18 protein-coding genes are annotated in these 21,513 nt (G+C 59.5%); 8 read left to right on the top strand and 10 right to left on the bottom strand.

The window, feature by feature from the left end; all coding sequences use genetic code 11:
- Positions 1–142 precede the first annotated feature (142 nt).
- From G5358_RS01365 to G5358_RS01350, 4 genes are read right to left on the bottom strand one after another with little or no spacing between them, the layout of a single operon-like run.
- Positions 143–1,279 carry a glycosyltransferase family 4 protein gene (locus tag G5358_RS01365; RefSeq protein ID WP_216953702.1) on the bottom strand — a complete coding sequence of 379 codons (1,137 nt, stop codon included), beginning with the start codon at positions 1,277–1,279 and terminating at the stop codon, positions 143–145.
- Between the two features lie 12 nt (positions 1,280–1,291).
- Positions 1,292–2,563, bottom strand: coding sequence for a glycosyltransferase family 4 protein (locus G5358_RS01360; protein ID WP_216953704.1), 1,272 nt, complete (start codon positions 2,561–2,563; stop codon positions 1,292–1,294).
- Positions 2,560–3,966, bottom strand: coding sequence for an O-antigen ligase family protein (locus G5358_RS01355; RefSeq protein WP_421323451.1), 1,407 nt, complete (start codon positions 3,964–3,966; stop codon positions 2,560–2,562). Before G5358_RS01355 ends, G5358_RS01360 begins: the two co-directional genes overlap by 4 nt.
- Positions 3,954–5,273, bottom strand: a complete 1,320-nt coding sequence (locus G5358_RS01350) for a lipopolysaccharide biosynthesis protein (RefSeq protein ID WP_421323450.1) — start codon at positions 5,271–5,273, stop codon at positions 3,954–3,956. The genes G5358_RS01355 and G5358_RS01350 overlap by 13 nt, the downstream gene beginning before the upstream one ends.
- A gap of 299 nt (positions 5,274–5,572) precedes the next feature.
- On the opposite strand from G5358_RS01350, the gene G5358_RS01345 reads away from it, so the two are divergent.
- From G5358_RS01345 to G5358_RS01330, 4 genes are read left to right on the top strand one after another with little or no spacing between them, the layout of a single operon-like run.
- Positions 5,573–6,328: an acyltransferase gene (locus tag G5358_RS01345; RefSeq protein WP_139748195.1), complete on the top strand. Its 756-nt coding sequence runs from the start codon at positions 5,573–5,575 to the stop codon at positions 6,326–6,328.
- Positions 6,325–7,524, top strand: coding sequence for a glycosyltransferase (locus G5358_RS01340; RefSeq protein WP_421323449.1), 1,200 nt, complete (start codon positions 6,325–6,327; stop codon positions 7,522–7,524). The genes G5358_RS01345 and G5358_RS01340 overlap by 4 nt, the downstream gene beginning before the upstream one ends.
- Entirely contained in the window at positions 7,521–10,073 is a 2,553-nt protein-coding gene (locus G5358_RS01335) for a hypothetical protein (protein WP_421323448.1), read from the top strand. The genes G5358_RS01340 and G5358_RS01335 overlap by 4 nt, the downstream gene beginning before the upstream one ends.
- Positions 10,074–10,084: 11 nt before the next feature.
- Positions 10,085–10,561 (top strand): hypothetical protein, encoded by a 477-nt coding sequence (locus G5358_RS01330; RefSeq protein WP_323912020.1) that lies wholly within the window; start codon positions 10,085–10,087, stop codon positions 10,559–10,561.
- Here the strand turns inward: G5358_RS01330 and G5358_RS01325 are convergent.
- Positions 10,539–10,988: a hypothetical protein gene (locus G5358_RS01325; RefSeq protein WP_421323447.1), complete on the bottom strand. Its 450-nt coding sequence runs from the start codon at positions 10,986–10,988 to the stop codon at positions 10,539–10,541. The two genes, G5358_RS01330 and G5358_RS01325, sit on opposite strands and share 23 nt — an antisense overlap.
- Before the next feature lie 87 nt (positions 10,989–11,075).
- Complete coding sequence (locus G5358_RS01320; RefSeq protein ID WP_421323446.1) at positions 11,076–11,843, bottom strand: hypothetical protein; 768 nt, start codon at positions 11,841–11,843, stop codon at positions 11,076–11,078.
- Between the two features lie 157 nt (positions 11,844–12,000).
- Between G5358_RS01320 and G5358_RS01315 the strand changes: the two genes are divergently transcribed.
- Positions 12,001–12,846, top strand: a complete 846-nt coding sequence (locus G5358_RS01315) for a DUF1194 domain-containing protein (protein WP_368151326.1) — start codon at positions 12,001–12,003, stop codon at positions 12,844–12,846.
- Between the two features lie 440 nt (positions 12,847–13,286).
- On the opposite strand, the gene G5358_RS01310 is transcribed toward G5358_RS01315, so the two are convergent.
- The 3 genes from G5358_RS01310 to G5358_RS01300 form a co-directional block, all read right to left on the bottom strand.
- Positions 13,287–13,922 carry a hypothetical protein gene (locus G5358_RS01310; RefSeq protein WP_159163473.1) on the bottom strand — a complete coding sequence of 212 codons (636 nt, stop codon included), beginning with the start codon at positions 13,920–13,922 and terminating at the stop codon, positions 13,287–13,289.
- Between the two features lie 237 nt (positions 13,923–14,159).
- The gene (locus G5358_RS01305) at positions 14,160–15,236 is read right to left on the bottom strand and encodes a hypothetical protein (RefSeq protein ID WP_245094231.1); all 1,077 of its coding nucleotides are present in this window, start codon (positions 15,234–15,236) and stop codon (positions 14,160–14,162) included.
- A 407-nt stretch (positions 15,237–15,643) separates the two neighbouring features.
- On the bottom strand, positions 15,644–17,059 hold the full coding sequence (locus tag G5358_RS01300; protein ID WP_043819760.1) for a GumC family protein: 1,416 nt from the start codon (positions 17,057–17,059) through the stop codon (positions 15,644–15,646).
- A 157-nt stretch (positions 17,060–17,216) separates the two neighbouring features.
- Here G5358_RS01300 and G5358_RS01295 point away from each other — a divergent pair, with 157 nt between their 5' ends.
- The 3 genes from G5358_RS01295 to G5358_RS01285 are packed head-to-tail and all read left to right on the top strand — an operon-like array spanning position 17,217 to position 20,201.
- A complete protein-coding gene (locus tag G5358_RS01295) occupies positions 17,217–18,344 on the top strand; it encodes a glycosyltransferase (RefSeq protein ID WP_421323445.1) in 1,128 nt (375 codons plus the stop codon).
- A gap of 31 nt (positions 18,345–18,375) precedes the next feature.
- On the top strand, positions 18,376–19,569 hold the full coding sequence (locus G5358_RS01290) for a glycosyltransferase family 2 protein (RefSeq protein WP_267516499.1): 1,194 nt from the start codon (positions 18,376–18,378) through the stop codon (positions 19,567–19,569).
- Positions 19,566–20,201 (top strand): sugar transferase, encoded by a 636-nt coding sequence (locus G5358_RS01285; protein WP_005333398.1) that lies wholly within the window; start codon positions 19,566–19,568, stop codon positions 20,199–20,201. Before G5358_RS01290 ends, G5358_RS01285 begins: the two co-directional genes overlap by 4 nt.
- A 298-nt stretch (positions 20,202–20,499) precedes the next feature.
- On the opposite strand, the gene G5358_RS01280 is transcribed toward G5358_RS01285, so the two are convergent.
- The gene (locus tag G5358_RS01280; RefSeq protein WP_421323444.1) at positions 20,500–21,501 is read right to left on the bottom strand and encodes a glycosyltransferase family 4 protein; all 1,002 of its coding nucleotides are present in this window, start codon (positions 21,499–21,501) and stop codon (positions 20,500–20,502) included.
- Positions 21,502–21,513 lie beyond the last annotated feature (12 nt).

Here is a 21,513-nt window from a genome sequence, read left to right as displayed (position 1 = left end):
ATCAGCAACGATGATAATTGTTCTCGTTCAGTAATAGTCAGCAATAATGAGAGAGGGATAAACGGGCCAACCAAGAAAAATCCGTGGACCTTCAGTTGAGCAGTGGCACCGGCAACCGCCACGCCTGCTGGCCAAGCAAGCGCTAACCACTCACGGCAAGGCTCAACGCATCCCATCGCAACATACCTTCCCACTGATCCAGTGTGCTTTGATAGGTATCCGCCGCGTTGTAATGGACCATGGCATGCAGGCGGGCATGATGGCCAAGTCGCTTGACCACGTCGGGCATGGCATTGAGGCTGGCCAGCACCCGCGCCAGATCGCCGGGATCGTTTGGCTGATATTTGCAGCAATTCACGTCATCGGTGAGGTGTCGATCCCACCAGGCGCCATCGGCCGGGATCACTACGCATAATCCTGCCGCCATGGCCTCCAGAATGGAGAGACCAAACGGTTCCTGATGACTGGTGGAGACAAAAATGCCGCATCGAGATCGGATCTCGTCAAGATTGGCGGGGTTGGCATACCAGTGCGTGTCTGGCAGCTGTGGCTGAGGCTGGCTGCAGGGTTGCAGCGTGCCCTTGGGCTGCAGATAGCACACCATCAGCTCGGGGCGAGCGTCAGGGATCAGTTGATGGGCGGCCAGCATGGTCTCCAGCCCCTTCCAGCGCAACAACGAAGCCGCCCACAAAATACGAGGCCCCCCCAGAGTCGCTTTGGGCCAATCAATCTCGCTCAAACCATTGGTAAATGGCTGCCAGTGTGACGGGAACTCGGTCTCGCCAAGCCTGGCCAGCAATGCCGCCAGGGAGCTGCGGGTTGATTCGAGATAAAAGACAAAACTCGCCCGCTGCAGGGCTCTGGCAGAGAGCCCCGAGCACCCCACAGGGCCATGGATCAGCTGAACCACCCGGCACCGCAACCAGCGGGCAGCCCAGTAACAGCAGAGATCCACCCCCGGCCCGGACGCCGCCACCAGGCACTTCACCTGCCCCAGACGCAACACCAGCCAGAGGATCAGCAGGGTCTGCCACCCCTGTTTAAGCAGATAACCGATGCCGGACTCCCGCCCCTTCAATATGTGGGGCAACCAAAGAGGATGATGCTGACAACGGGACCAGGAGTCGGGATCCTGGGTCAACACATGGCATGTGAGCCCGGGCATCCGTTTGGCCAACTCATCGAGCAGCACTTCGGTCGCAACCTTGGAGCCACCGCGAAACGGGATAGGATCCACAACGATGACCTTTCCGAACACCGGCTCAGTTTGCATGCTCATCTTGCTGCTCCCTTACTCTGGCACCTTGCGGCGGCCAAACCCCAGTTGCACTTTTTGCGCCACTCTTGCCATCCCACTCGCCAGCATATTGCGACCTCTGGCAAGGAGGCGTTGCCCCGCCCAATGCATGAGTGGTCGGAAGGGTGTGGGGGCCGTGGCGTGCCAACGACCAGCCAGCGCGGCGTCCCACACCGCCGTGACCCCGTCGACATAGCGCGCCACCGTGAACAACTGTGCGGCACGCAACTGAGCGGCCCGCCCCATTTCACATCGGCGCTGCGGATTGCTCAATTGCCGCCAGTGATCAGCCATCTCGGCCCAATCCCCCGGGGTTGCCAGCAAACCGGTCACCCCCTCTTCCACCACTTCGGGGATGCCGCCCACTCGGTAGGCACTGACCGGGAGCCCCAACATGCCCGCCTCCGCCAACGTCAGACCAAACACCTCCTCACGGGCTCCGGAGACCAGCAGATCCACCCCGCCTCGCAAGATAGCGGCACTGTCCGACCGCTCGCCAAGAAAGTGGACCCGCTCGGCCACACCGAGCTCGACAGCCAACGCCACCAATGCTTCCCGCTCCGGACCGCTGCCAATAATCAGCAACTGAGCCTCCTCCCCCGATGCCATCAGGGCAGCCAGCGAGCGGATCAGCAGATCAATCCCCTTGCGTTTGATCAATGAGCCGACGGTTGCGATGATCATATCCCCCGGGGGCAAGCCCAGCATGCCGACGACCGGCCAGTGAGCACCACCATTCAGGCGAGCGGCATCCACCCCGTTGGGTACCCGGATCAACCGCTCGGCCGCGCAGCCATCCTGGCGCCAACCGGTCAACACCGGCTCGCTCACCCCGATCAGCACGCTTGCCTGATGAACCCGCAGGCTGAATCTGTCTCTTGGCTGGTAACGGGCATGGAGGTGGCACACCAGCGGTACCTGCAACGCCCGACAGACCCCCACCAGCCACTGACAAGGGGCCGCGCTGTTGGCATGCACCAGCCCAATCTGCCGCTCGGTGATGAGCTCTCTGGCTCGCCGGGAGAGGCGCCGATGGGCCGCAAGATCAAAACGTGGCGCCTGCCATCCCAGCAGCAGGCTGAACGGCTCGACCATGGTTTCGACCCCGAGGGTGGTCGCCTCTGCCGCCAGCGTCGGGCTATTGCACCAGAGCAACGGCGTAAACCGGCTGCGATCGAGGTGGGCCAGCAGATCCAGCAGGCAGCGTTCGCTGCCGCGGATCCAGTCCTCTCCGTAGTGAACCAGCAAAACAGGGGTTGCGTTCATCCTCTTGCTCCCTTTGGTGGCACTGCCGGCAACCGGGTTGCCTCCTGATGATCCTCAGAGGTGGCCTTCACCTCTCTGGCCGCCTGCTGCACGTACTTGATGACGGCGACGGCCAGCGCCAATTCCAGATAGATGGGCCAGGTAAAGCCCTGGGTCAGGAAGGATCCCGAAATCACAAACCCCACCATGCTGGCCATCACCCCCTGCATCGCCGTGATCACTGCAGGAGGCATGCCAGCGAGCTGGCAACGCCAGCAACTGCGCAGGGTCACCGTCACCATGCCGATAAACAGCGCCAGCCCGACAAAGCCGGTTTCAGCCAGCACCCCGAACCAGGTGGAGTGCACCGCATGATTGAGTCCATCCCAATGGGGGCTGTAGAAGAAGTAGTTGTAATAGAAATTGGACAAGCCCACCCCTACCAGCGGATGGCCCAGCGCCATCCCCCAGGCTGCTTGCCAAGCGTAGATCCGCCCCATGGCCGAGGCATCGACCCCGCTCTCGGCGGCGCCGCCAGATGCCCGGTCGCTGATCCCGGCAGCGGCAAACAGCACCACCAGCGCGACCATCCCCAGCGAGATCAACAGGGTTTTCGACTTCACCCGCTGCCAGGCAAACAGGCCACCAACGGCGCAGATACCCAGCAGACCACCCCGGCTCTGGGTGGCGATAATGGCGGCCGCAGTCAGCGCAAAGCCAAGCCCCCCCAGCAAACGCCCCCCCACCCCATTGCCCTGATTGAGCAGCAAGCTCAGCGAAAAGCCGGCAGGAAAGAGCAGCACCAGCGCCAGATCGTTGGGATCCCCCAGCACAGAGCCCAGCTCGCGCCCTATGGTCACCCGGGTCCCCTCCACCAGCCCGATCCCGCTCGCCTTGTTGTAGAGGGCCACCAGTGCCACCAGACAGCCCGCTACCACGAAGGTGCGCACCGCCAACGCAAAATCCCCCGGGGTACGCACCAGCCAGGCGGTGGCCAGGGTCATCAGATAGATCTTGCTGTAGCTGCCGGTCCAGGTGGCGATCGCCTCGCCCCGGTTGCTGGCAAACAGCACACCGATGGAGACCATCACAAAGAAAGCCGTCAGCCAGCTCAGCGCTGGACTCCAGTAGGGCTTGATCCGGCCGGTCAGCAAAATGTGCCAGACCAGCGCGCCGATGGCGGCCAGCGAGAAGAGCAGCGGGATCTTGAGGGGATAGAGCTGGGGGAACACCTCATGCAGCCGAAAAAAGGAGAAGGTGACAAATCCCAGCACCATCAAGAAGGGCCAGCGCAGGGCAAACCAGATGGCGGGAATGGCAAGGCCGAGCACCGGCAGCAGCAAGGGATGGGGCAGCCGCCACCAGAGCAGAGCCAGCACCAGACAGATGGCGCTTGCCCAGATGGCTGGCGTTAGACGAGCCATGATCCTGCCCACCATTGGCCGAGCCAGACCATCGCCATCGCCCCGAGCGAACTGGCCCAGAGGGTCGAGAGGCGATACGGCAGCGGCAGCAACCGCTGGCTCACCAGATAAAAGGCGAGCGCCCGCACCAGATAGACCAGCAGCAGGGTCCAGATCACCCCAGCGACCCCGAAGGGGGGGATGGCGAGCAGAAAGCCTGCCACCCCAAGAGCGCTGCAGCCCAGATTGATCACCATCTGGGCATTGCTCTTCTCGCCGCTAAAGCAGCCGACATTGAGCAAGTCCGACACATTGCGCACCGCCATACCCAGCACCAGCAGCGGAATGTAGGCGATCGCCCCGTGATAGCTCTCCGGGGTCAGCCAGCGAATAAGCAAGGGGGCAGTGAGCCCGACAATCCCCGCGGTGACAAACCCCAGCACCGACCCCATCACGCTGTAGTGGGCATTGAGTCGCAGTCCATCCGGCTCGCGCAGCAGCATGAAACGGCGGGGATACCACCAGAGAGCAAAGGGTTGCAGCAACAACCCCACCGCCAGCGCCAGCTTGCCCGCCACCGCGTAGTAGGCAAGCAGCGCCTCCCCCACCACATCGGCCAGCAGCCAGCGATCCAGTCCGCTCAGGGCAAAGCCTGCCAGCCCGCTCACCACCAGGGGTAATCCATAGCGCAGCAGCGGCCGATAGTGCTGCCAGTCAAAGCGGATCCCGCTATCTCGCCACTGCCAGAGGCTCAGCAGCAACGCCAGTGCAACGCAGGTCAGGGTGCCGGAGGCCAGCACCCCGCTCACGCCCCAGCCGAGCCAGAGCCACCAACCGGTCAGCACCGACTGGATCACCGCCTTGCCTGCGGTCGCCACGAAAAAGAGCCGGGCCTGATTGCGCATCCGCAGCCATGCCAGCGGCACGCCGATCACCCCTTCAAACGGCAGGGCGCAGAGCACCCAGCGCACATCCGCAAGGCGGGTTTCCACCGGCAGCCAGGCTTGCACCACAGGTGCCAAGAGCCAGAGCAGCACCAGACTGGCCAGGGCGATCAGCCAGACCAGCCCAAACATGCGGGCCACCACCTGCTGGCGCTCCTGCTCGTCTTTCGCCAATCCGGCAAAGCGGTAGAGGGCATCCACCAGCCCGAAGCCCAAAATAAGGGAACCCAGATTGATGAGGGTCAGCAGCACCTCGAGCTGGCCGTATTCACGAGGCAGCAGCTGATGGGTCAACACCGGCAGCATCAGCAGGGAGATCCCCTTCATCAGGAGCAAGCCGCCGGCGTAATAGAGCATGGCAATCTGGTTCACACCAAGTTTCATAGGGCCTCCCAGCCACCCGAAGCATCCCGCTTCGGGTCAGCTACCGCTAATGCAAAGCCCACGCCACTCACTCCCGCCCAGAGACGATAGCTTCTCTGCGCGGCTTAACCGGCCTGAACAGGTCCAGAATGAGACTGGCATTTGCGTTTTGCACAACGCGGGCTGCAAATTGCACCGACCGGCGCAATCTGCCCCTCCTCTTAGCCCCTTTTGGCCCGATCCCGCTGGGGTCGTCCTGTTGGCCCGATCCCTGCTTTCTGCTTAGCGAGCAACGGACTGCACCAGAGGGAGAGGTCGCCATGAACACCATCAACCTGCACCGGATGAAAAGCTGGGCCAAACAGGGGGAAACGCCACTGGCTCGCCGGGTATGGCGACTGGCCAAAAGTGCCCGCCACTGGTCATTCCCCGTGATCCCACCCCTGCATCGGCTGCTTTATCGGCTCTATCTGCTGGGCAGCAACGCGCTGGCAACCCTGACCCGCACCCTCTGGTGGACCCCCTTGTTTCAATCTCGCCTGACGGCACCCGCCCCGCGCCTCTATCTCTATGGTGGTATCCCCTATATCAGCGGTCCGGTCACCATCGAAATTGGTGCCGACTGCCGCCTCAGCGCCGCCATGACCATCAGCGGCCGGGCATCGAGCCAGACGCCAAAGCTGGTGATTGGCCGCAATGTCGGGATTGGCTGGCAGACCACCCTGGCGGTGGGCAGCAAGATAGTGCTGGGGGATAACGTCCGGATTGCAGGGCGTGCCTTTCTGGCGGGCTACCCGGGGCATCCGATCAACGCCCGCGATCGCGCCCTTGGCAAACCGGATCGCGATGAACAGGTGGGGGCCATTGTGCTGGAGCAGGATGTCTGGCTTGGCACCGGGGTGATGGTGATGGCCGGTGTCACCATAGGCGCCGGCACCATTGTCGCCGCAGGCAGCGTCGTCACTCGGGATCTGCCCGCAGGTGTGCTGGCAGCGGGTGTACCGGCCACAGTACTGCGCCCGTTGCAACCACAGGATCACAGCGACCCCGCACACGCTTCGGAGACCTTTGCATGAAACCACACTCACTGCCGCAACTGGTGGTGCTGGGCGAGGATTGGGGCCAGCACCCCTCCAGCACCCAACACCTGATCAAGCGTCTGTTGCCCGATTATCAAGTGCTCTGGGTCAACTCCATCGGCATGCGTTGCCCCCGCTTTACCCTTCATGATCTCACCCGCATCGTCCGCAAACTGGGGGCGGTGCTGCGCGGCGCGCGCCATGCTGGCGGCCAGTCGGTTGCGCCATCAGAGGTCAGCAGCCCCCAGGTACTGCCGCCGCTCGCCTTGCCGCTGCCGGGCAGTCGTCTGGCGGGCAAGATCAATGGCCACTGGCTGGCGGCGCAGATCCGGCGCCAGTTGCCCGAGCTGGATCGCCCCTTGCTCTGGATCTCCCTGCCCAGCGCCGTCGATCTGATTGGCAAGCTCGAAGAGCGGGCGGTGATCTACTACTGCGGCGATGACTTCTCGGCGCTGGCGGGGGTGGATCATCAAGCCATTGCCCACTGCGAAGCCCGACTGGTGGAAAAAGCGGATCTCATTCTGGCCGCCAGCCCCGCGCTGGCCAGCCGCTTTCCCCCTCATAAAACCCGGCTCCTCAGCCACGGCGTGGATCTCGAGCTGTTTATGCCCCCCAGAGAGCGTCCGGCGGATCTCCCCTCCGGCCGCCCCATTGCCGGATTTTACGGCAGCCTGAGCGACTGGATTGATATCCCCCTGCTGGCAGAGACGGCGGCCGCCCTGCCCCATTGGGATCTGGTGCTGATTGGCCCGGTCCAGACCGATATCTCCCCCCTCAAGGGGCTCCCCAATATCCATCTGCTGGGGCCCCGTCCCCACCACACGCTGGCAGCCTATGCCCAGCACTGGCAGGTGAGCCTGCTGCCCTTTGTCGACAACGCCCAGATCCGTGCCTGCAATCCATTGAAATTGCGCGAATATCTGGCCGCAGGGCGCCCCATCGTCAGCACCGATTTTCCGGCCCTCGATGGCTATCGGGATCAGATCCAGCTCCCCCACGATGGGGAGAGCCTGGCCCAGGCCATCAACCGGGCCGCCTTTGATCAATCCAATCCAGGATGGTTTCAGGAGAGTGGCTGGGAGGGGCTCACCCGCAGCGAAGGGCGCCACACTCGCCAGCAGCAGGTGGCCCTGCAAAGCTGGGATCACAAGGCTGCCGAGCTGAACAACTGGTTGAAGGGGCTGCCCGGATGAGCAAAGGGCTCTGGCTGGTTATCCTGCTCTGCTGCCATGCAGCAATGGCCGCCACCCGGCTGGAGGGGCAGACCCCGCTGCCCCTGACAAGTAACCAGACACCCCAGCGGCTCGATCTGAGCACCCACAACTGGCCAATAGGCAGCGATGATGAACTGGTGATCGAGGGCCATAACCCCAGCGCCCACCCGCAAACCCTGATCCTGCGTATCGACGATAACGCCTCGGTCAACTACCGCAGCCGGGTCAATCTGGAGCGGATTGTCGCCCCCGGCCCCTTCACCCAGCGCTTTGCCTTGAGCGAGTGGCGCACCAGCCAGCCCAGAGCGCTGGCGTTGGACAAACTCACCAAGCTCTATCTCTTTATGGCCGATAACGCCCCCTCAATGACCATTCACCGCTGGTACTGGGAGCCCGGTCTGACTCTGCCTGAGGGCACCATTGCGCTGGATCTGGGGGCGGCGGCTGCGCCCCGCTTTACCGGCTTTGAGGCCCTGAGCCCGGGGGATCCCCGGCTGATTGGCCACCCCACCCCCATCTTGCGCCCCTCCGGCGATGCCCTTGTTCGCGATGGACTGCGCAATCTGGATGGCGTACGGCTGGAGGTCGCCAAGGGGCGCTACCAGCTCACCCTCTGGCTGGATGACACCGGCGAGTGGGAGTACCTGCCCCACCCCTTCGAGCGCAGCGTGCTGGTCAATGGCGAGCCCATCTGGGCCGAGCAGTGGCAACCGCAGGAGTGGCTAACGCAGCGCTATCTGGCGGGGCAATCTCGCGAGGCGCTGCCAAACCCGGATCCCTGGCAGCTGTTCGGGGCTCGTCAAGGCGGCCCCGTTCATGTCACCCTGAACCACCCCGGCGGCCCGCTCACTATCACACTGGTGGGTCACTCACCGGATGCCAAATACCTGGCGGGGCTGCTGCTTGCTCCCTATCTGGCCCCCACCAGCAAAAAGGCTCTCCCGAGTAGTGGAAAAGATCTCGCCGTATTGGCCGACGCTACCGCAAGCGTGCTGACCAAGCAGCGCCAGCTGTTTTTGGAAAAGTGGACTCTGGCCCCCTATTCCCCAACCCCAGCCCCAGCCCCAGCCCCTGCTTCGCAGCAACTGAGCCTCACGCCGATTACGGATGCCGCCCCAACCCTGCAGATCGCCCCGCTATCTGCGGCCGATGCGTTGCAGCAGGCTGCACAACCCGTGCTGGCCGCCCGTGGCAGCCAGCTGTTGCTGGAGTTTGCCATCCACGCCGCCACCGACGATCCGGCCCCCTTGCTGGTGATCCAGCCCCCCGAGCAGGCAGGATCGCCGCTGGCGCTGACCCCCTATTACGGCAAGTGGCATCTGGTTCGCCCGCAGGCGAGCGGCACCCTGCTAGCCCCCTCGGATCAGGAGCTGGTCGAGGGGATCGCCGGACTCACCCTGCTGGCAGGCGTACCTCGGCGTCTGGTACTGCAGATCACCGTCCCACGCGATGCGCCTGCCGGTCACTATCTGGGCAATATTCAGCTGCTCAGCCAGCAGCAACTGGTGCAGTTACCGCTGACTATCGAGGTGCTGCCGCTGACCCTGCCCGCGGCCAGCAAGCCGGTCGGCATCTATGTCGAAGCCCCCCCGTATCTGAATTGGCTGAACCCCGACCCCGAGGCGCTAAAGCAGCAGATCGCAGAGGCCAGTCGCTGCGATCTGGAGCGGCTCGCCAAACTCGGGATCACTGGCCTCTCGCCTGCCCTGCCACAGGATGAAGCGGGGATGCGGGATGTCATGGGAGAGGCGGTGGGGCTCGGTTTTGTGCCGCCCCTGCTGGCCTATACCCCGCTCAAACGCTGGGGGAGCGACCCAGCCAGCCAGCTCGAACAGTGGCAGACGCGGCAACAGGGGCTGACCACCAGCGGCTTGCCCCCGCTGGCATGGAGCTTGTTTGATGAGCCGGATCTCGCCACCCTGCCCGCCATCACCACCCTGGCACGGGAGATGAAACGGCGGGATCCGGCGGTGATCCGCGCAGGCCACTTCAATCATCCGGGTCAGGTTGGTCTGCTGGCAGAGGTGGAGATTGCCCTGATCAACGCAGGTTTTGGCGCCGACAAGGCCGATGTGGCGCGGGTGCGCCAACACAAGGTCACCCCCTGGTTTTACAATCTGGGCACCCCGAGAGCCGCCGGGTTCTATCTGTGGCAGAGCGGCGCCGAGGGCTATTTGCAGTGGCATGGCCGCATGCCCACCGCCCTGCCCTATGACCCCACCGATGGGCGGGAGAGCGACTTTATGCTGCTCGGCCCGCAAGCCTGCGAGGCGCACCGCCTCTCTCACGATCTGTTGCTGTTGCAGCAAGCCATCGAAGATCTGCGCTGGCTCGCCTGGCTGGAGCAGGAGGCCCGCTATCAGGTGGAAGCCGCCCTGCTGCTGGAGCGTCTGCGGGATCAGCTGCCGACCCGCTGGCAGGTGGCAGAGCAACTGCCCTCTGCCGCCTGGATCCAGTGGCGCCGCGAGATTGAACAACTGGCCAAGGGATTGAAAACATTGCAAACTGGTGCCAACTCATCCTCCTGAAGTGACTGCGTATGGCCAACCAGACTCCCCGCTCCACAGCCAAAGACAGCGCCCTGCGCCGCCTGTTGCCTCTGATGCTGCCGCTGCTGATCCTCACCGGTTGCACCCGTCAGGAGCCGGCCAATGAGACCCTGCCAATCCTCAACCAGTTGCGGGAACAGCAAATGGCCGAACAGCCCCAGCTGCAACTGCAGTACCAGCAAGCGGAGACACAACTGCCAGCGGATCAGGAGCAGCTGCTGCATCAGTTTTTAGGACGCAAGGATCCGGCCCGAATTGCGCTGGTAAGCGGCCCCGGGCTGCAAACCGACATGCTGGAGAGTGCGCGGATGGCGAGCGTGCGACTGACAGCCCTCACCCGCTTGCTGGGAGCTCGCGCCATTGAACTGGAGCCCCGCTATGACCCCATGCTGGCCCCCAATACCTTGCTGATCCGCATTCTGCCAAACGGTGAATCGGGGTCGGTCACCCCAGCGGCGGCGCAATAATGTCAACGCAAGAAGTCGGCAAGGCCACCCGATAGAGGGGATAAGGTGCCAGCCCCCACAATTTGCGCCAACCCTGGGTCAGACGGTACGAGATCAGCGGCGGACTCTGGTGCAGCTCGCCTAAAAACATCACCCCCTGACTCATCCCTTCACCCGCCAGCGTCACTGACATCGCCTCGCTATCCGGCGCCACCAGCATGGCCTGCAGCAGACCATCACAGCGGGGATGGGCCAGCTGATAGCTGACATAGGTGCCGCCCAATACCGGCGTAGCCACCCGCAAGCGCCAGCCCATCTGGACCAGCTCCCGCAGCATCGGCTTGGCTCCCTCGTTAACTGCCCGGTTCTGATAACGCCAGCCCATGGCGGCAGCACTGAGCAGCGCCACCAGCAACAGCAACAGATATCCCCTAGATAGACGCATCATGGCGCCCCCTTAGAAACAGGATGGTCATCACCAGCAGCATCATATTGACCACCCGGCTCTGATAACGCCACCAACCGTAGATATCCCCTAGATAGACGTATCACGGCGCCCCAGGATAAAGAGGATGGTCATCACCAGCAACATGATGGCCCACTGGTAGAGCTGGGCCAGCGAGCCGGTATGCAGCCAGCCATACCAGCGCAGATCCAGGCTCATCAGCACCAGCCGCAGCTGATTGGCCCCGATATAGAGCAGGCAAACCAGCAGCAACATGGGCCACTGCCGGTAGAGGGGCCGATCCGGCGCCAGCCAGCAGCAGGAGACCAGCCAGGAGAGCACCACCAGATAGAGTTGAGAAAACGAGGAGCACCCCTTGAGCACGATCAGCGCATGGCCCCCCAACCGCTCGATGCGATTGCCATCAAGGCGAGTCTCCCAGCCAAGCAGTTGCAACCATTGGCCTACCCCCCAGGCATCGAGGGCCAGCACGGGGCCGGAGAGCAGGGCAAACACCTGCTGCCCCCACAACACCGCCACGGTAAAGGCGAGCACAATCTGCAACACCGCCCGCTCATCGCCACTCTGATGACGGCGCCACAGCGAGGCCACCAGCAACAGACAGGCCAGCGCCTTGCAACTGGCGCTGGGGATCAGGATCAGCAGGATAAAGAGGGCGAGCGCCAGTGGATGCGGGCGCCAGCTCGGTGCAACCCGCGATGCAATTTGCCACCAGATAGCAATCAGCAACACCACCAGCAAGTTGAAGTGGCCCATATTGAGCCACACCATGCCCCACTGATTGGCCAAACCAAGTAGCAGCCAGTTGGGTGCCCACTGCCAGGGACGGATCTCCATCGCAACTCCTGCCGGTTATCAGCGCTTTTGACCGCTGTCGCAAGTTCCATGCCTGCCCGCTCTCACCCGGACCAAGCCAAGTCAGAGGATGCAACAAAGCTGGCACGCTTTATTCATTCCCCCTGCTGGCACTAGCGCCAGGGAGAAGGAGTGAGCAATGAAACTCAAACCGTTGGCAGGGCTGCTGGGGATGTTATTGGTAACCTCCCCCGCATACGCCTTGACCGAAGTCGATACCGAACTGCAACTGCTGATGGATGTGTCGGGCAGCGTCAGTTCATCGGAATTCAATCTGCAATTACAGGGGTATGTGGACGCCTTTTACAGTCAGGATGTACAAAGCGCCATCCTCGACACCAGTGGTGGCAAACTCGGCTCCATCGCCGTACAGATGATCATGTGGAGCAGCAGCAACCAGCAGAGCGTGATGACTGACTGGTTCCACCTCTACGATATGACCTCCATCAACAACTTCGCCGCCACCCTGGATGCCCTGGTCCGCCCCTATGCGGGGATGACGGCCCCCGGTTCGGCCATGGCCTTTGGTGCCCAGCAGTTTGATACCAACAACTACACCGCCGCCCGCCAGGTGATGGATGTGTCGGGTGACGGTATCCAGAACAACGGGCTGGATACCTCCACCGTGCGGGATCAACTGCTCGCCTCCGGCATCGACACCATTAACGGCATCACCATAGGTCAGGACTACGCCGATGGGGTGTTGCAAGAGTGGTATGTGGAGAACGTGGCGGGCGGTCAGGATGCGTTTGTGATCAATGCCACCACCTTCGCCGACTTTGGCAATGCGCTGGAGCTCAAACTGGCAGCCGAAATTGAGGGGGGCATTATTCCGGAAGGGGCACTGGCCGCCCCCATCGAGGAGATCCCGCTGGCCGCCCAGCTGTTGCTCGGTATGCCGCTACTGCTGGCCTGGCGCTATCAACGCCGTAATCAGGGACGCCTGCAGCAAGCCAACTGGCAACAAACGCCAGCCATCGGCTAGTGAATCACCCCGTGTGTCGCGATTAGGGAGCCATGGCTCCCTGATTTTTTGCCGTAAACATGGCTTTCGGCAGGGGCTGCACAACTTTTGGTTTGAATACCACCCGTATTCTGTCAGCTAACTCAGCACCGTAGGTTCGATTAGCGAAGCGTAATCGGACGTTCGCGGCCTTTCTTTTAACTCGCCAAAACGCTCATATGGCCACTTCTGCGCCCCGACATTCACTCTCTAGCTGACACAGGTCGGGACGTACTTGCCACATTGGCGGGGAGTGTCACCGCGATCGTCCGATTACGCCTACCGGCTAATCGAACCTACGAGCTATAGTATTTGCAGTTAAACGATCCTAAATATTAACAACTACTGGCAGGCCTACTACATTGCAAATAAGGACTCAAAAAATATTAAGCACCACACACCAAGAATCATTTTTAATATTTTCACACATTCTCCGAACCAACATATATGCCACTTGCATGGGATGCGCTCTCATACCTCTTAATATTTATGATTATATACTTAATACTTTCTACATCATCACCTAACCCTTTTGATATGCGCACCATAAAATAAATAATTCGAGACCATGCCTTGAAATGATCATCCGTTAACTCCGACGCAACCGGAAGCAAGTTTCCAAATGTATTTAAATCAATATCACATTGACCACGAATGGCATCAATTTCTTGTGTAGCCAATCCACCATCCTTAATAAAATCAAATAGACTATCTAGGTACTCAATGTTCTGTTCATGCTCTTCACCATAAAAATTACCAACACGGTACTTACGGGGCAATGTTTTAAACCCGTGCCGTAAGAAAAAAATCAGATACTCTCTTAGGCGTTTCTCTTTGATGATTAAAAGTTGAACTCTGTTTTGCTCTTGCCAACGATCAACAATGAAAAGTATAATGCATAATTCAATTAGCATTCCGGTTAGTTCCGGCAAAAGATTAGTCGAAAAATACTCCGCGGGGTTATTTATATAAAATCCAACTCGGGCACATACTAATAACAGGATAGCAACCACAATGGTAAATGTACCCTGCTTAGTATTACCTGGCATCCAATTCATCTTTATTATGTCCTTCTGACAAAGGCCGAAGATTTGATTAGCGAAGCGTAATCGGACGTTCGCAGTCTTTCTCTAATATGTCTCTCTAACTCACCAAAACCCTCTCTGATTGCCACTTCGCACTTCCCCCAAAAAACTCACTCTCGAACTGGCATCGGTCGTGACGTTATTGCCGCATTGACATGGAATTTCACCACGAGCGTCCGATTATGCCCATCTGCTAATCGAACCTACGGTCTAGACAACTAACATACGCATATATTCATCATGTACCGACGCTCTCACTGCCAACATATACTCAGAAGTTCTATTTTCAGGGTGGTTAAATCTTCTCAACGGACTATCTATATTTTTTTGCCAGTAGAGAAATCTTTGAAATAGTTTACGCCCATGACCGAATTTCTTACCCCACATAGAAGAAAATGTGTTCTCAATCCTATCTAGGTAGTCATCTGAACTTTCTGTTGAACGAGTAAGCATAAGATTTGCAGTTTTAGCGATAGCTTTATCCATACTTGCCAACAACCAGATCTGCTCTCTATCATTATTAACCAATGATATCCAGTGCTGTAATAATGCTAAATCCCAAGCTGCATTTCTAACACTTTTCAAAGAATTAGACTTAATCATCTTTGGTATCCTATGACGACTAAAATATATCGCCATAAAATAAAATGCTGGTATGCAAAATACATATTCCTCAAACATCCACTCTAACAACAATATCATTGCCTCGTAATCACTTGTGCATTTTGAACGAATGCTTAAACCTTTTTTAATTACGACAATGTTAAACTCAAATTCTTTTACGCGGTACTCAGGATCAAAATTCAATAACTCTCCAGAATCAAATTTGGGGACTAGATCACTAGGAATTGAATGGATTTTTTCTAATGCGATATCAAGATAAATATTTGCATTCAAGTTATCCGCAGATCGAAAAAAACTCAACTCTTTATCCGCCTTCTCTATTGAGGCATTTTCAATATACTCATGATATGAAAGGCCCGGTTCAGATTTAATATCTGCAGCGTTAAAGAAAGCTTGTAATGCAGCGGCAAGTCTATGGCATTTATTGCGTTCAGAATCTGGTTGCAACTCGATACCTTTCACCAGATCAATGAGATATGAAACAATATTTCTATCAAGTAAGCAACTAAATCTCTGATCTCTATTTAATAGATAATTTTCAATCTTATACATATCATCAGAATCAATGTTATATGGATTAAGCAATATATTTGACTCAATTAATTGCTTTTCAATTATTTTAAAATCCCTTAGCCTTTCATGAAAAATCATACTTTCCATCATTATCCCAATCGCATTACAGTAACTAAATCAACAACCACCTACATACTAAAAGCATTCAATATAACCGTGCCGAATCACACATTACAAATAAAAAACCTAAACCATCGAATGGTCGATTAAATAACATTGAACACAAAAACGACCTTGGGTTCCGATTGTATCAGAATACATTGACGCAGCCAATAAACAAAAATAGAAAACATAGCCAACCTCACAGAGAGAAAAATTTAAGATGGTAAAATAACGAGTCACATCATATTTCACATCTGCGCTGGAAAAAATCGACGAGCTGTGGAGATCAAACCACAAGGGGTTTAGTCGCGGTTTATATCCCCCTAAAAAAGGCCTTATCACAAGGCCTGTTCAGAAATATCCAGATTCAGGCTGATAGCCAGCTTTTGTGGCAATCACCCCGGCTCTGGTGACATGGGCAACACCTGCCCATCGAGCGCCTGATCACTATGGGATGGATAGTCCGGCACCGGCTCGCAGTAGGGAATGCGGCTTAGCACCGGCGCCTTGACCAGGGCGGCCAGCTGATCGGAGCGGCGCAGGCTGGCATCCGCCAGTTCGGCCACCAGTGCCAGACCGCAGCCCAGCCCCAGCCCGCCAACAATGCCCGCCAGCAAAAACAGCCAGAGCGGGTAGTTGCTCGGCTTGCTGGGGGCGAAGGGTTTGTCGATCACCTTGATCCGCTCCCCCTGCTCGAAGTTGCCCAGATCGCCGGTCACCTTGGCCTTTTCATAGCGCAGCAGCAAATCCTGATAGAGAGTGCGTTTGACCGCCAGATCCCGCTCCAGCTCGGCGAGCTGGCGCTCGGTATCTCCCTGGGAGTCGACCACCTTGTCCAGCCCATCCAGCTGACTCTTCAAGCCAGCGGCGTTTTGCTCTGCCTCCGTCAGCTGCGTTTGGGCCAACTGCCACTCGGGCCCGCGGGCCATATCCGGCTGGGATTTGAGCTGCTCGAACTCCTGCTGCAACTGGTCAATCTGATAGCGCAGACTCTGCACCTTGCTGTGCTCGTCGCTGTAGCGGGCACGCAGCAATACCAGCTCGGTGCGCATCAGCTGCAGCTTCTCATCCAGTTGGCGGGCCAGCTGGCTCTCCTGCCCCAGCGATAGCTGATCGACCCGGGCCTTGGCCTGCTGCAGGGTGATCAGGCTCTCGGCATAACGCTCTTGCAAGCCATAAAGACGGGCGACGTTGGTACTCTGCTGCTGGGGCAAGGCGCTGGCATGCTCCCGTTTAAAATCGGCGAGCAGCTGCTCGGCCGCTTGCAGTTCGCTGCGGCGGCTGTCGAGCTGGCTTTGCAGGAAACGTTCGGACGATTCCGCCGACTGGCGCCCCTTGCTGAGCAGGTTGAAGAAGAAGCGCCGTGAAATGGCTTCGAGCAAACCGGCGCTGTTGGCCGCCGAATCCGCCTTGACCTTTATCTCGATCACCTCATCGCCAATCAGCCGCAGCGAGACGGCACTCGAGAGCCAGTCCATGATGGCATCGCGCTGGGCAGGCGGGGTCTCGTCATTGACCAGGCCGCGATCCCGCGCCACCCCGTCCAGCACATAACGGCTGCGCAGCAGGGCTTCGAGCACCGCAAAGCGATCCTTGAGACTCTCCTGAGTGATCAGATCCTTGAGGGTCGGGGTCTGGTTGGCATCTTGCGGCACCATAAAGGTGGTGCGGCTCTCATACTCCTTGGGGGTGAGCAGGCCGACCGTCACGCCCACCAGCGGCATCACCAGTACCGGGATCACCAGCAGATAGCGGCGCCGCCAGGCGGCAAAGAGAATGATGTAGAGGTTGTAATAGAACTGGACAGGCATGGCATCACTCCCTGAGAAAAGCCCTCCCCCCACACGATGCAAGGGCAGTGCCACCAGAGGTGCGGATCGCCTCTGTGGGCAGATCGCAAGAGTGGTACAAGATTCGCATTCTCCCGCTATCCGGGGTGTCACCCCTTCCCTTGCCGGAGCGCGAACCATGTTGTCATCAAGCCCATCGCACAGACCCCATCCCCGCAGGAACTCCAGCGCCCAGCCTGTCGTACAGGTCGTGCAGCACCTGCAACCCGGCGGGCTGGAGACCATGGTGCTCAACCTCACTCAGGCGAGCCCTGCCGAGCAGCCGGTGCATATCATATCTCTCGAAGGGCGCAAAGGGGATGTGCTAAGGGCATGGCCCGCTCTGCGTCCCTTCGCAGGCAATATTCACTGTCTGGAAAAGCCCGCGGGATGGTCGCTGGCAACCCTCTGGCGGCTCACCCGACTGCTGCGCCAACTCAAGCCAGCCGCGGTACATACCCACCATCTTGGGCCCATGCTCTATGGCGGCCTCGCCAGTCGGCTGGCCCGGGTGCCCACCCTAGTACACACAGAGCACGATGCCTGGTATCTCGATGATCCCCATCAACGCACGCTGGCCCTGTGGGGGCTGCGCGCCTTCAAACCCATTCTGGTGGCCGATGCCACGCCGGTGGCCAACCAGCTGCTGGCCAAGCTGGGCCAGCTGTCGCCAACCGTGATCCCCAACGGCATCGATGAGCTGCGCTTTGCCCCGGGCGCCGCCGCCCTCGCCCGTCAGGAGATGGGGCTGCCGCAAGGGGTCAAACTGATTGGCTGCGCCGCCCGCCTTGAATCGGTCAAGGGTCACACCTTGCTGCTGGAGGCGATCCGCACCCTGCCGGAGGAGGTGCATCTTGCGTTGGCAGGGGTCGGCAGTTTGCAAAATGCGTTGCAACAACAGTGTCAGCAGCTGGGGATCGCCCATCGGGTCCATTTTCTGGGGCTGGTCGAAAACATGCCACGCTTCTATCAGGGGCTGGATCTCTTCTGCCTCCCCTCGCTGGCGGAGGGGATGCCGCTCTGCGTGCTGGAAGCACAGGCGTGCGGGGTGCCGGTGGTGATGAGCGATGTGGGGGCGGCCAGAGAGATCGTCTGTCAGGCCAGCGGCCATATCCTGTCGGAGCGGGATCCCGACCGCCTTGCCCAGCTTCTGGCACAAGGGTTGCTGCAGTGCCATAGCCTGCGTGCCGTCACCCGAGAGTTTGTGTGCCAGCAAAGCAGCTTGAGCCGGATGGCTCAGGCCTATCAGCAGCTTTACAGCCGCTGATCAAGCGACCCGATGACCAGAGGAGCATCCCATGGAATGGATCATGATCGTGTTCTGGCTGTGCGCTGTACTGGTGGTCTACCACCATGTCGGCTATCCCCTGCTGCTCAAATTCGGTGGTCGGCAGGCGCGCAAGGTAGCCAATCCGCCCCGCCCCCTGGATCGAGGGTTCAAAGCAGACGCCACCGATGAGGCGCTGCCGACCATCACCCTGCTGATGCCGGTCTACAACGAGGCGGCGACCATCGCGGCCAAGCTGCAAAACCTCGCCAGCCTCGATTACCCCGCCGACAAGCTGTGGGTGCATGTGCATTTCGACGGCTGCAGCGACAACAGCTACCCCATTGCGCTCAGCCAGCTCGGTGATCCCGCCCTGCAGCAGTTGCAGATCAGGCTGTTTGATCACCCGCGCAATCGCGGCAAGGTCGCCGTGCTCAACGAGGCCATGACCCGGGTGCACAGCGATCTGGTGGCCCTCACCGATGTCTCGGCCCTGCTGCCCATCGACAGCCTGCTGCTGGCGGTCGCCCATTTTGCCGATCCCAAGGTAGGGGTGGTCGGGGAAGCGTACCGCTTCTGGCAACCGGGCTCTCAGGGCGAGGAGAGTTACTGGCACTATCAAAGCCAGATCAAACTCTGCGAGTCGGCCCTTGGCGGCATGCTGGGGGCCCACGGGGCCTTTTACATGATGCGCCGGGAGTGCCTCACCCCGCTGGCTGCCGATACCATCAACGACGATTTCATCCTGCCGATGCAGGCCATCGCCAAAGGGTATCGGGCTGTCTATGACAATCGCTGCGCCGCACTAGAGCTGGAAGTTTCCGATGCCGTGCTGGAGGCGACACGGCGCAAGCGGATCGGCGCTGGCAACACCCAGCAGCTGCTGCGGTTGCTGCCCCTGCTGCACCCCAAGTTCGGCTGGGTTGCCTTCAACTTTGCCAGTGGCAAGGGGCTGCGGGTGTTGATGCCGCTCTGCCTGACCCTGCTGTGGCTCTGCGCCATCCCGCTGGCCACCCAATCCCTGCTGTTTCAGCTGCTGCTGGGGCTGCAACTGCTGGGGTATCTACTGGTCATCCTGATCCAGCTGACCCCTGTGCACCCCTGGCCCAATCTGTTTCGCAAGATCCACTATCTGGTGCTCGGACACTGGTACAACGGCATGGGCACCCTGCGCTACTGCCTGCGCGCCCCCATACGTTTCATGTCACAGGAGAAAGCCGTATGACACACCCCATTCCAAGATTGACCCTGGTGGTCAAACGCAGCATGGATCTGCTCGGTGCCACTCTTGGCCTGCTGCTGACGCTGCCACTGTGGCCGCTGATCATGCTGGCCATCCGGCTCGATAGCCCGGGGCCTGTGTTCTTTCGTCAGCTGCGGATCGGGCGTAGCCACGCCACCCATACCGAGCTCTTTTTCATGATCAAGTTTCGCACCATGCGCGCCGACGCCGAGGCGGCCACCGGGCCGGTCTGGTGTGGCAAGGGGGACAGCCGGATCACCCGCAGCGGCGACTTTCTGCGCAAAACCCGGCTCGATGAGCTGCCGCAGTTTATCAATGTGCTCAAGGGGGAGATGTCGCTGATCGGCCCCCGTCCGGAGCGACCCGGGATCGCCAACCGGCTGGAAGATGCGGTGCCTTACTTTATCGAACGCACCTATGAAGTGGCCCCCGGTATTACCGGTCTGGCACAGGTCAATCAGGGTTACGACGAGTCGCTGGATGATGTGCGCAGCAAGCTGGCGTTCGATCTGGCCTACTCGGTCGCCCTGCTCCACCCCTGGCGCTGGCTGGTGCAGGATGTGCATATCATCGGCAAGACGATCGCCATCATGGTAGGCAAGAAGGGGCGCTAATCCCGCCGCGCCGACCTCAACCACACCTCGAGACCCTCAGGCCATTGCCACTGCAATGGCCTTTTTTATGGCGCATCGTTGTGGCACGTCCGCGGTAATCACCGAGAAGTCAGCGATCTGACCGCCCTTATCTGGCTCCATCCACAGGCCTGATGTCCGTTTGCCCCACCGCAGAAACCCAAGCGTTGCGTGATCACATAAGCAATCCGCCCCCTGCGCCCCCTGCTCCCTATAACACCGGCACATAAAAAACGAGTGGCCAGCGGCCACTCGTTTTGACAGGTTTCCCCTTGGGGATTCAGGCGCCGTAGACGGCCAGAATATCGGTCACTCTGTTGTTGACGCTGTACCCGCGGGCTATGGTGTTGCGGGCCGCCTGACTCATTTTGCTGCGCACCACTCCATCGCTGCGCAGCCAGTAGTTGACCAGCTCCGCCATATCCCGCACATGGCCGGGCTCCACCAGCCAGCCATTGGATTTATGGTCGATCAGATTGACCAGGCCCCCCACCGCAAAGGTACAAACCGGTATACCGTGAGCCATCGCCTCCAGGGCCACCAACGGCAACCCTTCAAAGCGGGAGGTGATGCAGAGCAGGTCGATGTTGTGCCACTCATTGGCCATGTTCTTGAAACCATGAAACTGGACGCGATCACCATACTGCTGCAACATGGCACTTTTCATGGGGCCATCCCCGTAGAGATGAAACGCTCCCTCCGGGCAGAAGGCAGCCAGCTGGCAGAACGCCTCCGGCCCCTTTTCCGGCGAGAGGCGACCGACAAAGGCAATCCGGTTGCCAGTTACCGCAGCCGGCGTCGCAGGCATGGGGACAAAGTTGCTGATCACCGTGCTTGGCACAGGCAATTTGCGAGCGATGGGCTCGCTTACTGCAATACACTTCGCAAAACGCGCTGTGGTGCGATCCAGCCAGCTGTAAAACTTCAGCAAACCCTCCCCGTCATCCCCACTGTGAAAGGTCGAAACCACCGATTTACCGGTAAACCAGGCTGTCAGCCGCCCCAGCACCCCGGCCTTGTAGCCGTGGGTGTGGATCAGCACAGAAGCCGGCTGGCGGGCCAGACGGCGCATAAAGTCGCGGCTGTTGTGGCACACCTCGTAGGGCAAGCCCTGTTGTTTGAGCAGGGTCGTAAAGGGGGTCATGCCGTGGTTGCTCACCAGCACTATGGTGGGGCGAAATCCCCTGGCCAGCAGATCGTTGGCCAAGTGGATAATGTGAACTTCTATTCCACCGACCTGACGCGCATCGATGGCCAGCCAGATCTGCTGCATGGGTAACATAAGGCCCTCCTC

It is taken from the genome of Aeromonas sp. 604176 (assembly GCF_049170755.1).
GTDB lineage: Bacteria > Pseudomonadota > Gammaproteobacteria > Enterobacterales > Aeromonadaceae > Aeromonas > Aeromonas veronii_A.
The sequence above is the reverse complement of the archived record's forward strand: the minus strand, read 5'-3'. Positions and strand labels throughout refer to the sequence as shown.